The sequence below is a fragment of the Pseudoxanthomonas indica genome, assembly GCF_900167565.1.
GTDB lineage: Bacteria > Pseudomonadota > Gammaproteobacteria > Xanthomonadales > Xanthomonadaceae > Pseudoxanthomonas_A > Pseudoxanthomonas_A indica.
This window is the reverse complement of the sequence record NZ_FUZV01000002.1, coordinates 1,583,873-1,595,880: the sequence shown is the minus strand read 5'-3', so window position 1 is coordinate 1,595,880 and position 12,008 is coordinate 1,583,873. Positions and strand designations below refer to the sequence as shown.

The following is a 12,008-nucleotide window of genomic DNA, read 5'->3' as shown; positions in this document are numbered from 1 at the left end:
CCGGCGCGCTCAGAAGGTAATCGGAACGCGCGCGGTCAGCGAGACATCGGGGGTATCACCGGTCACGCCCGCGCCCAGCGCCACGTTGAGCGAGACGTGATCGTTGAAGCGATAGGTGCCGCCGAGCAGCAGCGAGGCCAGGGTGATGCGCACCGAACCGGGCGCGTCGCGGCCATTCTGTTCGGTCTTGCCGATGCTGTTCATTTCGTAACCGATGCTGATGGCGGCTTTTTCATTCAAGGCCAGGCCCAGGCCTAGATTCAGGCCGATGATGTCGCCGGCCTTGATGTTGCCGAGTTCCTCGGTCTGGCCGAGCAGCAGCTTGCGCTGCACGTTGTGGCGTTCGAAGTTGTACAGGTAGCTCAGGCTGCCGAAGAACACCACCGGGTCGGACGGGAACAACCAAGTCAGGCCGGGCTGCACGGCTTCGAAGCCACTGCCGGTCGGCAGCTCCAGCGGCAAGCCGGTGCCGGTGGTGTTCTGCACGCAGCGGGTCACGCAGTCGGTGACCACTTCGAACAGATCCCGGCCGGTGCGGCTCTTGTAGCGCAGCCAGCCAATGTAGAACGGCTTGTCGGCCGCGCCTTCATTGATCTGGTAGCGGGCGGTCATCTCGACATCGCCCATGCCGTTGCCATCGGCATTGAAGACGCGATCCTGCGCGGTGCCGGTGAAGATCTCGCGGCTGACCGTGTCGCCGTTGATGTAGACGTAAGGCAGCTTGCCTTCCAGTTCGAAACGGCGGGTCAGACCGTAGCGCCCGGTCAGGGTGGTCACCGCCGTGGTGGTCTTGACCTGGCGGACATCGATCAGGCCGATCAGGATCGCGGGAATGACCGTGTAGCCCACTAGCGACACGCGATCATTGGACGAGTAGCCGTATTGGACCGAGGGTTCGAGCACGAATTTCCCGCGCGGCGTGAGCACGCCGGGCTGATCGAAAATTTGCGCCACCTCCGGTGGGCGTGAGTCGGATTCCGGCGCCTGTCCCACCGGCTGTGGCGCATTCTCTTGAGGCGGTTTGGCCGGGTCCTGCGCTGCGGCGACGGCGGTCGTTGCCGGTGCGGACGCGGCCGCGTTCTGCGCGACCACCGCGCCTTGTGCCGCCGGCGCCGGCGGCGACACCATCACCGGGCCCTGGTTCAACGACGGCACCAGCACCGGCGCCGTCGCTCCACGCGCGCGTGCGCTGGCGAGAATCTCCTGGTTCAACGCACCCTGCAGCCGCATCAGTTCCTGCTGCTGCACCTGTAGTTGCTGCTGCGTCTGCTCCAGGCGCAGGCGCTGCTCGTTGATTTGCCGCTGCAAATCTTCCAGCGAACTCGCACCGGGCGCGGCGGCCGGCACCGCAGGCGGCGCCGTCGCAGGCGCGGCTTGCTGGGCCTGCGCGGAATTCGGCGATGACAGGCCGGCGGCAATGGCCATTGGCAGCAGCATCAGGTTCAGCGGCGACGTCCCTTTCATCTGCGAATCCTCACGTGGGTGGGGGTTAGTAGTAGCTGGCTGCGTTGATCAGGCTGTCATGCAATGCATTGCTGGCATTCATTTCCTGGAAGCTGGACAAGACGTTGCTGCCGATGTCCATGCGCGTGATGCTGACGATGTGCTGGTTGTCCAGGGTGTTCTGGATCACCACCGCACCCGGCACCTTGGCAGGCTCGAAGGTGTTGTTGTCACCTATCTGCACGACCAGGCCCTTGTTGAACTCGGTCATTGCCTTGACATCGGCGGCACTGACCTTGGACAGGTCAGAGATGCGCAAGGTGTTGCTGGCCAGCAGTTCGCCGTTGACGTAGACCGCGCGCTCAATGCCGAACGAGAGCACCTGCCCCGACGGCAACTCGAAGCCGCCGCGCATCTCGTCCAGCCGGGCGGGATCGACCGGCACCCATTCGTCGCCGAAGCCATTCTTGGCCGGTGAGCTGTTGGCCGCGTCCACGTCCTGTGCGGCGGCCTGTTGCGCCAAGGGGGCGCCGAGCATCAGCGCGCAGGCGCTGATTGATTTTCCCATTGTCCATTCCATGTCAGATGTCTCCTGGCCCGCGACGTGGCGTAGTGGAGTTGCGCAGGCCGTCACGCTGGATGCCGATATCCAGCGGCGCCGGCGGCGCCGTGCGCCAATCGCGTGCATTGTTGAACTGCGCCAGTTCGCGCCGGTTGTGGACCACGAACATCACGCGGTTGTCCCACAACGCATCGAATCGCGAGCGCGGCATGGCGCGGGTGCCGCGTGCCGGATCGCCCAGCAGCACGCGGCCATTCTTCAGACCCTTGACCACCACGAAATGGCGGTAGCCACGGTCGTTGAGCAGGACGATCGCCGGTACGCCCTCTTCCAGCAGTTTTTCCAACGGCAGCTCGAAGCCGTCGGCCTCGTAGCCAAGCGACTGCAGGTAACGGCGCATGTCGAGCAGGGAAAAACCATCGCGGCGGATGCGCGCCTGGTCGCCATGCGTATACATGCGCATGAAGACCTCTTCCTCGCTGACCGGATAGTTGTACTGGTAGGTCAGCAAGGTGGCGATCGCCGCCGATCCGCAACTGAAGTCGTACTGCTGCGGAATGGTGGTGCCGAAGCGCGCTTCCTTCAGGCTGGTCACGCGCATGGTGTAGGCGCCGCCGGTGGGCACGCGCACTTGGACCTCCGCGGCACGCAACGGTGCGCATGCCACCGACAGCATGAGAAGGATGCTGGCGATGCGCCGCGATTTCACTGTGGCGTGCCCCCGAAGTTGACGTTCACCACCATCGCGTTCTGGATCAGGACGTTGGTCCCGGTGTTCTGGATGATGGTGTTGATGCCGTTGGCGCTGTCAAAGGCGGTATCGGTAATGGTGTTGCTACCGCTGATGATGTGATCGGCCGTGTTGTTGTCGACCTTGCCATCGACCAGGATGACGCTCTCGTGCTTGTCTTCGCCGCCGCGCATCGTCTCCAGGCGGGCCACGCCGACCGGCGCGCCCAGCAGGTTGACGCTGCGTTCTTTCATTGCCGTCCATTGGCTGGGCAGCGGGATTGGAAGAGTCGTTTCAGGCGCGGCCGCGGCGCTGGTCTGTGCCGGATCCGCGACCACCGCAGCCGGATCGGCTGCCCACGCCATGCCGGGCAGCACGAGACTGGCCAGGCCAGCCCACAAGAGGAGCCGACGTCGCAACCGGGTTGACCGCAATTGCTCGGAAACTGGGGACTGCATGGTCATTCTCCTTTGCCATGCGTTCCGTCCATGCGCGACTGACAGCAGTACCGATCCCGCCACGCGGGCGGGATCGGATTTCGCGCATGCAGGCTGCCTGTCTGCAGGAGCAGACAGGCAGACCAGGAGCGCTTATGGGCCTACGGTCAGGTTGGCTTGCACGGTGATGCCCTGCTGGATCAGCGAGGCCATGCCGCTGTTCTGTGCCGCCACCATGATGCCCGCGGCGGACTGGCCGACGCTGGTCATGTTGTTCGACATGTTGAACGCACCTGCATCGTTGGTCACCGCGCCGCCTGCACCACCTGCGCCCCCTGCTGCGCCGGTGCCTGCACCACCCCAGGCACCACCACCGGTGCCCGCACCTGCCGTGGCCGAGCCACCGGTGCCGTCGCCGGACGTGCCGGCACCACCGGTGCCATCACCCGAGGTTGCCGCACCACCCGTGCCGGAACCGCCGGTGCCGGCTGCGCCTGCACCTGCCGCACCACCATTGGAGGCCACGGAGCCGCCGGCACCGCCGGTACCGGTGGCTGCGCCACTGGTGGACGTTGCTGCGCCCGAGGTGCCTGCGCCGCCCGTTGCGGTTGCAGTGCCATCGCCATTGGTGCCGCCTGCGCCACCGGCGCCGCCTGCACCACCTGCGCCGGACGCATCGCCAGCACCGCGCTCACGCACGTAGCCGCCGTCTCCGCCGTCTCCGCCGTTGGCCTTGCCACCGCCCCAACCACCGGCCTTGGCACCGCCACCACCGGCTGCGCTGCCGGCCAGGGCATGACCGCTACCGGCCTTGCCGTCACCGCCGCTTGCGCCGTAACCCTTGGCATTGCCACCGTCTCCGCCGTCGCCGCCACTGCCGCGGGCGCCGTCGCCGTCACCGGCATAGGCCTTGCCGCTGTAGCCGCCGCCACCGGATGCCCGGCCACTGTCGCCGTCGCCGCCGATCGCCTTGCCGCCATCGCCGTCACCAGCATAGGCCTTGCCGCCGTAGCCGTCGCCACCGCTGCCGCCGCGTCCGCCATCAGCACTGCCCCAGTTCTTGGCGGAGTTGCCAATGTCGCTCACGCCCACGCCCGAAACGCTGCCGATCAGCTTGGTTTCGGCGATCGCCTTGCTGCTGTTGAACGAGTTGGAGAAGGTCGAGGTCGCGGTGCTGCCATTGCTGGCGGCTGCCGTGCCGTAGCCGTCCGACCAGGCCTTGCTGTGGTTGCTGTTGTCGCTGTCATCATGAGTGCTGCTGTCGGTGGCATCCAGGTCGACCGCGACCACGATGTCATCACCAGCACCACTTTCGTTGCTTGTTGCCTGTGCGAATGCCTGTCCCGAAAGACCGAGTCCCAGAAGCACCGCGGATGCAATGAGAGTCTTACGTGTGCACATTGTTTTTCTCCTTGAGTCGTCTGGCGCCCAGGGGAGGCGCTAAAAAACGACGCCCGTCACGCTTGCACATTAAATGTTAGTTATCTCTGGCCCAGTTGTTATGATTCCGCTAAGGCGTTTGCCGCTCGTCTGCCGCACAAAAAGGTCTTTTTTCGACCGACAATCGGTAGCCGGCGCCGGTGCGGGCCAGCGTTCAAGCGGCAGCACATCGGCGATCCGTCCGGCCTTCTGTCGAGGTCGCCAGACCTGTTCTCAACGTTGTCACGCGAGGTAATGCCGGTGTTGCAGTCGCTGTTCGCCATTGCCCTGGGCGCAACGCTGGGCGCCTGGGCCCGCTGGGGACTGAGTATCTGGCTCAACCCGGCGGACGGTCCCTTCCCCTATGGCACGCTCGCCGCGAACCTGATTGGCGGCTATGTGATCGGCATGGCGATGGCGTGGTTCTCCACCCACCCGCAGGTGTCGCCGGAGTGGCGCCTGTTCGTGATCACCGGTTTGCTGGGCGGGCTGACCACGTTCTCGAGTTTCTCGGCCGAGACCATGCAACTGATCCTGCGCCAGCAATACGGCTGGGCCGCCACGGTGATTGGCAGCCATGTGTTCGGCTCGTTGTTGATGACCGCGCTGGGCATTGCCAGCGTGCGCCTGTTGCGCTGAGCGCGCTCAGTCTTCGCCGCGCGCCTGTCGCCGTTGTGTGCGCAGGCGATCGAGTTTCTCCTTGAGCTTGATCTCGAGGCCGCGCTCGACCGGTTCGTAGTAAACTCGTTCGCCCATGGCATCCGGGAAGGCGGTTTGATCCAGGGCGATGCCGCCTGCCGCATCGTGGTCGTACTGGTAGCCGCTGCCATAGCCCAATTGCTTCATCAGCTTGGTCGGTGCATTGCGCAGGTGCAGTGGCACGTCCTGCGTACCGTACTCGCGCACATCGCTGCGCGCCTGGTTGAAAGCCATGTAAGCGGCGTTGGACTTGGCCGTGCTGGCCAGATAGATCGCCACCTGCGCCAGCGCCAGATCGCCTTCCGGGCTGCCAAGCCGTTCGTAGGTATCCCACGCATCCACCGCCATCTGCAGCGCGCGCGGATCGGCCAGGCCGATGTCCTCCACCGCCATCCGGGTCAGGCGACGCGCCAGGTACACGGGATCGCAACCGCCATCGAGCATGCGCGCCAGCCAGTACACTGCGCCATCGGGATTGGAACTGCGCACCGACTTGTGCAGCGCCGAAATCTGGTCGTAGAACTGTTCGCCGCCCTTGTCGAAGCGGCGCGTGCGATCGGCCAGCACCTGCGCCAGCGTGTGCGGGGTAATGGAATTGCCTTCATCGGCCGCCAGTTCGGCGGCGATTTCCAGCAGGGTCAGCGCACGGCGCACGTCGCCATCGGCGGCGCCGGCAATCTCGCGCAGCGATTCGGCGCTGGCCACGATGCCCTGCCCGCCCAGGCCACGTTCCTCGTCGTCGAGTGCACGTTGCAGCGCCTGGACGATGTCGTCGGTGGAGACGGCTTCCATCACATGCACGCGGCAGCGTGAAAGCAGCGCCGAGTTCAGTTCGAAGGAAGGGTTTTCCGTGGTGGCGCCGACAAACACGATGGTGCCGCGCTCGATATGCGGCAGGAACGCATCCTGCTGGGTCTTGTTGAAGCGATGCACTTCGTCGACGAACAGAACCGTGCGGCGGCCTTCGGCGAAACGCTGCGCCGCTTCGGCCAGCACCGCGCGCACTTCCGGCAAGCCGGACAGCACGGCGGAAATGGCGACGAATTCGGCTTCGGCATACTGCGCCAGCAACAGCGCCAGGGTGGTCTTGCCGCAACCGGGCGGACCCCACAGGATCATTGAATGGATGCGGCCTGATTCCACCGCGCGGCGAAGTGCGCTGCCTTCGGCGAGCAGGCGGCGCTGACCGACCATCTCGTCCAGCGTGTGCGGCCGCATGCGTTCGGCAAGCGGCCGCATCGCCGTGCGATCCACGCTCAGCAGATCATCGTGCTGCTGGAAGGGGCTGCGGTTTTTCCGGGTCGCCTTGGGCACCCGGGGATTGTAACGGCTTCGGGGCTGGCTTCTGACAGACGCACGTCTGGCCAACCCCTCCTACAGGGGCATCGATCCCCGCCTACCTGGCCTCAGTCGCCGCCGACCACGTCCACGCCGGCGCCAGGGGCGTACTTGAAGGTGCCGCTGGCGAAGCTGGGGTTGCGCTTCCAGCCGCTGAACTTGAGCGTGGTGCGCTGGCCAACCGCGTCCACCACTTCCATCTGCGCCAGGCCCTGGGCATTGAAACCCAGACGCGCCGACTGGAAGCTGGCGTCGCCTTCGCGCTTGGGCGTGAGCGTCAGCCACTCCAGGCCGTTCTGGCTGCCACCTTCCTTGACGTTGAACTGCTGGTCCAGCTTGCCCGGGTCAATCAGCGCCGACAGTGGGCTGTTCTGTTCTTCCACGCCCTGATCGCGCACGGTGGCCTGCTTCAGATCCGGGTCGTAGACCCAGACCTTCTTGCCATCGGCCACGATCAACTGCTCGAATGGCTTGTTGTATTCCCAGCGGAACAGGCGCGGCGCCGACAGCGCGACGCTGCCGCTGGAAGTTTCCTTGAGCTTGCCGCCCCCGTCATGCACCTGCTGTACGAACTGGCCGTCCAGCCCTTTCAGGCCGGTGGTGAACGTCTTCAGTTGATCGCGTGCGCCGGCCCAGGCCTGGCTGGCGAGCAAGGCGGTGGCGAGAAAGAGTACGGGGCGGGCAATGGCTTTCATCGTCGTGGGCGTCCTGGGCGACGTGAGGGGAATGGGCGGGAGTGTGAGACAAACAAGATGAATCGGATGCATGGCCGGGCCCGCCAACGCGGACGTAGGCCCGGCTGCGTTCAGCCGAGGGGCTAGCGCGGCGGCGGCGGCGCCAGCACCTGGCGATCGCCATTGTGTTCGGGCGGCGTCACCACGCCGGCGGCTTCCATGGCTTCGATCAAGCGGGCCGCACGGTTGTAGCCAATCTTCAGGCGACGCTGCACGCCGGAGATCGAAGCACGCCGGCTCTCGGTGACGATGCGCACGGCTTCGTCGTACAACGGATCACTTTCATCGCCCGCACCGCCGCCACTCTCCGGCAATCCGGTGGGTCCGACCACGATGCCATCGCCCAGGGTCTGCACTTCTTCCAGCACGCCTTCGATGTAGTCGGCGCTGCCGGTGGCCTTGAGATGTTCGACCACGCGATGGACTTCCTCGTCGCTGACGAACGCGCCGTGGATACGCTCGGGCATGGCGGTGCCGGGCGGCAGATAGAGCATGTCGCCATGTCCAAGCAGGGTTTCGGCACCGGACTGATCCAGGATGGTGCGCGAGTCGATTTTCGAGCTGACCTGGAAGGCGATGCGGGTCGGGATGTTGGCCTTGATCAGGCCGGTGATCACGTCCACCGAGGGACGCTGGGTGGCCAGGATCAGGTGGATGCCGGCGGCGCGTGCCTTCTGCGCCAGGCGCGCAATCAGTTCTTCGACCTTCTTGCCGACGATCATCATCATGTCGGCGAATTCGTCGATGAAGATGACGATGAAGGGCATCGGCTCCAGCGGACGCGGCGCTTCGGCCAGATCCGGATTGGGCTTGAACAGCGGGTCCATCAACGGCTGGCCGGCGTCCTGCGCATCCTTGACCTTCTTGTTGAAGCCGGCCAGGTTGCGCACGCCCACCGCGCTCATCAACTTGTAGCGCCGCTCCATTTCGGCCACGCACCAGCGCAGGCCGTTGGCGGCCTCCTTCATGTCGGTGACCACCGGCGCCAGCAGATGCGGAATGCCCTGGTACACGCTGAGTTCCAGCATCTTGGGATCGATCATCAGCATGCGCAGATCTTTCGGGCTGGCCTTGTACAACAGGCTCAGCACCATCGCATTGACCGCCACCGACTTGCCCGAGCCGGTGGTGCCGGCCACCAGCAGGTGCGGCATGCGCGCCAGATCGGCCACGGTCGGGCGACCGGCGATGTCCTTGCCCAGCGCCAGCGTGAGCGGGCTGCCGGACTTGTCGTACTCCTTGGAGCGCAGCAACTCGCTCAGGAAGATCATCTCGCGGCTGGTATTGGGGATCTCCAGGCCGATCACCGACTTGCCCGGGATCACATCGACCACGCGCACCGACTTGACGCTCAGGCCGCGCGCGATGTCCTTGTCCAGCGAACTGATCTGGCTGACCTTGACGCCCGGCGCCGGCTCCATTTCAAAGCGCGTGATCACCGGGCCCGGGTAGGCGCCCACCACCTGCGCATCGATGCGGAAATCCTTGAGCTTGAATTCGATCTGGCGCGACAGGGTTTCCAGGGTTTCCTCGGAATAGCCCTTGGTCTGCGGCTTGGGATCGTCCAGCAGCGACAGCGGCGGCAGGCCGGACTCATCGCCGCCGGTGCCATGGAACAGCGGAATCTGCTGCTCGCGCTTGGCCCGCTCGCTCTTCTCGATGACCGGCGCCGGCGGCGGCTCGATCCGCACCGGCTCGCGCTTGGCGCGCTGCACGGCGTCGGTACGGCGTACTTCCTCGCGTTCCTCGCGCATCGCGCGGGTCTGCTGCCATTCCGCCGCCTGCTGGCTGCCCTTGCGGAACATGCCCGGCAGCGCCAGCACGCCCTTGCCGATCCGCTCCATCACCGCGAACCAGGACAACCCGGTGGCCAGCGTGACCGAGACCAGGAACAGGGCGAGCAGGAACAGGTTGCCACCGAGGCCACCGAACAGGCTGAGCAGCGATTTGCCGACCAGCGTGCCGAGGATGCCGCCGGGGCCGGCAGAAAAATGCTCGGCCGAGAAACCACGCAGGTACAGCAGGCCGGTGGCCGAGATGAGGAAGCCCACCATGCCCACCAGCCGCAAGGCCGGTCCGAGATCGGCTTCGCCATCGCCATCGGTATCCATGCCGAACAAGGCGATCCAGGCGACCGCACCCAGGATCACCGGCAGCAGGAAGGCGACATAGCCGCACAGGTACAGCAACAGATCCGACAGGTAGGCTCCGACTCGCCCGCCCCAGTTGTGGATCGGCGCGGTAACGCTGCCCGCCTGCGACCAGCTGGGATCATCGGGCGAAAAGGAAAACAGGCTGGCGAACAGATACAGCAGCAAGGGCGCGATCGCGATCAGCGCCAGGTCGCGCCACAGCCGCTGGCGGCGCGGGTTGGCGGCGGCCGGCTGCTTGCGCGCGGCGGCGTTGGCGCCCTTGACCTTGGCGGCAGCAGTGGGATTGTCGGAGCTCGCTTTTGCCACCTTTCGACCAGACCTTAGGAATGTCACATTAGTCGTTGATAATAAACGACAGTTCGATGAATTTCAGCCCCTCACCCGGGTCGCCGTCAATCTGGCACGGCTTGGCGGTACGGCAGAAAAAAAGGCGCTGCCGGGGCGCCCGTTCGATTGGCATCTGCTTGAGTCGTGCATCAACGCTTTCCATCCGCGCGCCTTGATCGATCCAGACCGCACCCGCACTCTATGACGCCTGCGATGAGGCGATTGATGCCGGCATCGCCAGGCCAAATCCCTCTTTCGCGAGTATACATGAGCACTTCGAAGCACTGCCGCCTGTTGATCCTGGGTTCCGGTCCCGCCGGCTGGACGTCCGCCGTCTACGCCGCACGCGCCAATCTCAAGCCGGTGGTGATCACCGGCCTGCAGCAGGGTGGCCAGCTGATGACCACCACGGAAGTGGACAACTGGCCCGGCGATGCGCACGGCCTGATGGGCCCGGATCTGATGGCGCGCATGCAGGCGCATGCCGAGCGCTTCGATACCGAAGTGATCTTCGACCATATCCACACCGCCGACCTGGCGCAGCGGCCGTTCAAGCTGATTGGCGACAACGGCGAATACACCGCCGATGCGCTGATCATCGCCACCGGCGCCACCGCCAAGTACCTGGGCCTGCCTTCGGAAGAAGCGTTCAAGGGCCGCGGCGTGTCCGCCTGCGCCACCTGCGATGGTTTCTTCTACCGCGACCAGGACGTGGCGGTGGTCGGTGGCGGCAATACCGCCGTCGAGGAAGCGCTGTACCTGGCCAACATCGCCCGCAAGGTCTACCTGGTCCACCGCCGCGACAGCCTGCGCGCGGAAAAGATCATGCAGGACAAACTGTTCGCCAAGATCCAGGCCGGCAAGATCGAACCGGTCTGGCATCACACCGTGGACGAAGTGCTGGGCAATGAAGCCGGCGTCACCGGCCTGCGGGTGAAGTCGGTGCAGGACGGCAGCACCCGCGATCTGCCCGTGCATGGTTTCTTCGTGGCGATTGGCCACACCCCCAATACCAGCCTGTTCGAAGGCCAGTTGGGCATGAACAACGGCTACCTGAGCATCAAGTCGGGCCTGGATGGCGGCGCCACCGCCACCACCGTGCCGGGCGTGTTCGCGGCCGGTGACGTCGCCGATCAGCACTACCGCCAGGCCATCACCTCGGCCGGCTTTGGCTGCATGGCCGCACTCGATGCCGAGCGCTACCTGGACAAGGACGCCTGAGCCAGCCACGCCGCAGCAGCCACGACCGACCCACGCCATGGACAAGCTGCTGATCAAGCAGTGTCTGTTCCATGCCAGCTGGCTGGCGTGGCCCTTCATTGGCTGGTTGCTGTGGCGGCTGTGGAAGCAGCGGCGGCCGCTGCAGCGGGCCTTGACCGGCCTGCTGCTGTTGGGCAGCCTGGTGTTTGTCTGGGCGCGCTTCGTCGAGCCGCAGTGGATCCAAGTACGGGAAACCACGCTCCCCGACCCTGGCGTGCAGGCGCGCATCGCTTTGATCAGCGATATCCATCTGGGCGTATACAAGAGTCCGGCCTACCTTCAGCGCGTGGTCGATCGGCTCAACCAGCTCGAGGTGGACGCGGTGGCGATTGCCGGCGATCTGACCTACGAGCCGCAGGCGCGGCGGGAATCGTTGCAGGTGATGTTCGCCCCTTTGTCGCGCCTGCGGGTGCCGGTTTACGCGGTGCTGGGCAACCACGACCAGCAGATGCCGGGACCGGATATCGACCTGGCCTTGCGCGCTGCGCTGCAGGCGCATGGCGTGCGCATCATCGAAGGCCAGTTGCAGCCGACAAGCCTTGGCTACCGCTGGGCCGGACTCGGGGATCGCTGGGCGCAGAAGGACGATCCGGACTTTCTGCGCCAGGCGACGACAGCCGTGCCAACCCTACTGCTGGTCCACAATCCCGACAGCGCGATGCAGTTGCGGCCGGGCGATGCGACGCTAGTACTGGCCGGGCACACGCATGGGGGCCAGATCCGCATTCCCTGGCTGTACCACAAGGTGATTCCGACCCGGCACGGCTTCGACCGCGGCGAGCAATGGCTGCAGACACCGCACGGCCGCGTGCGCGTGTTCACCACCTCCGGTCTGGGTGAAATCGGCCTGCCCTTGCGCCTGTTCAACCCGCCCGTCATCGACGTGCTGCAGCTGCAGCGCTGAGC

Annotated in this window: 12 protein-coding genes; 3 read left to right on the top strand and 9 right to left on the bottom strand. The window is 65.5% G+C overall.

Going from position 1 to position 12,008, the window contains the following annotated elements; genetic code table 11:
- Positions 1-9 precede the first annotated feature (9 nt).
- The 5 genes from B5X78_RS18055 to B5X78_RS18695 all read right to left on the bottom strand — a co-directional run bounded on the left by B5X78_RS18055 (position 10) and on the right by B5X78_RS18695 (position 4,462).
- On the bottom strand, positions 10-1,464 hold the full coding sequence (locus B5X78_RS18055; protein ID WP_079726097.1) for an acetate kinase: 1,455 nt from the start codon (positions 1,462-1,464) through the stop codon (positions 10-12).
- 25 nt (positions 1,465-1,489) lie between these two features.
- Positions 1,490-2,011 (bottom strand): hypothetical protein, encoded by a 522-nt coding sequence (locus tag B5X78_RS18050; protein ID WP_139381625.1) that lies wholly within the window; start codon positions 2,009-2,011, stop codon positions 1,490-1,492.
- Positions 2,012-2,024: 13 nt separating this feature from the next.
- Positions 2,025-2,636 (bottom strand): C39 family peptidase, encoded by a 612-nt coding sequence (locus tag B5X78_RS18045; RefSeq protein ID WP_229731100.1) that lies wholly within the window; start codon positions 2,634-2,636, stop codon positions 2,025-2,027.
- Positions 2,637-2,710: 74 nt separating this feature from the next.
- Positions 2,711-3,199, bottom strand: a complete 489-nt coding sequence (locus B5X78_RS18820) for a hypothetical protein (RefSeq protein ID WP_229731098.1) — start codon at positions 3,197-3,199, stop codon at positions 2,711-2,713.
- A gap of 126 nt (positions 3,200-3,325) precedes the next feature.
- Positions 3,326-4,462, bottom strand: a complete 1,137-nt coding sequence (locus tag B5X78_RS18695) for a hypothetical protein (RefSeq protein WP_217698690.1) — start codon at positions 4,460-4,462, stop codon at positions 3,326-3,328.
- Between the two features lie 369 nt (positions 4,463-4,831).
- Here B5X78_RS18695 and crcB point away from each other — a divergent pair, with 369 nt between their 5' ends.
- Positions 4,832-5,230 carry a fluoride efflux transporter CrcB gene (crcB, locus tag B5X78_RS18030; RefSeq protein WP_229731097.1) on the top strand — a complete coding sequence of 133 codons (399 nt, stop codon included), beginning with the start codon at positions 4,832-4,834 and terminating at the stop codon, positions 5,228-5,230.
- A gap of 6 nt (positions 5,231-5,236) precedes the next feature.
- On the opposite strand, the gene B5X78_RS18025 is transcribed toward crcB, so the two are convergent.
- The 4 genes from B5X78_RS18025 to B5X78_RS18690 all read right to left on the bottom strand — a co-directional run bounded on the left by B5X78_RS18025 (position 5,237) and on the right by B5X78_RS18690 (position 10,005).
- Entirely contained in the window at positions 5,237-6,529 is a 1,293-nt protein-coding gene (locus tag B5X78_RS18025) for a replication-associated recombination protein A (protein ID WP_079726269.1), read from the bottom strand.
- A 167-nt stretch (positions 6,530-6,696) separates the two neighbouring features.
- Positions 6,697-7,323 carry an outer membrane lipoprotein periplasmic chaperone LolA gene (gene lolA, locus B5X78_RS18020; protein ID WP_139381624.1) on the bottom strand — a complete coding sequence of 209 codons (627 nt, stop codon included), beginning with the start codon at positions 7,321-7,323 and terminating at the stop codon, positions 6,697-6,699.
- A 122-nt stretch (positions 7,324-7,445) separates the two neighbouring features.
- On the bottom strand, positions 7,446-9,821 hold the full coding sequence (locus B5X78_RS18015; protein WP_079726093.1) for a DNA translocase FtsK: 2,376 nt from the start codon (positions 9,819-9,821) through the stop codon (positions 7,446-7,448).
- Positions 9,822-9,849: 28 nt separating this feature from the next.
- Positions 9,850-10,005, bottom strand: coding sequence for a hypothetical protein (locus tag B5X78_RS18690; RefSeq protein ID WP_176140904.1), 156 nt, complete (start codon positions 10,003-10,005; stop codon positions 9,850-9,852).
- A gap of 104 nt (positions 10,006-10,109) precedes the next feature.
- Here B5X78_RS18690 and trxB point away from each other — a divergent pair, with 104 nt between their 5' ends.
- The gene (trxB, locus tag B5X78_RS18010) at positions 10,110-11,063 is read left to right on the top strand and encodes a thioredoxin-disulfide reductase (protein ID WP_079726092.1); all 954 of its coding nucleotides are present in this window, start codon (positions 10,110-10,112) and stop codon (positions 11,061-11,063) included.
- 37 nt (positions 11,064-11,100) lie between these two features.
- Positions 11,101-12,006 (top strand): metallophosphoesterase, encoded by a 906-nt coding sequence (locus B5X78_RS18005; RefSeq protein ID WP_176140903.1) that lies wholly within the window; start codon positions 11,101-11,103, stop codon positions 12,004-12,006.
- Positions 12,007-12,008 lie beyond the last annotated feature (2 nt).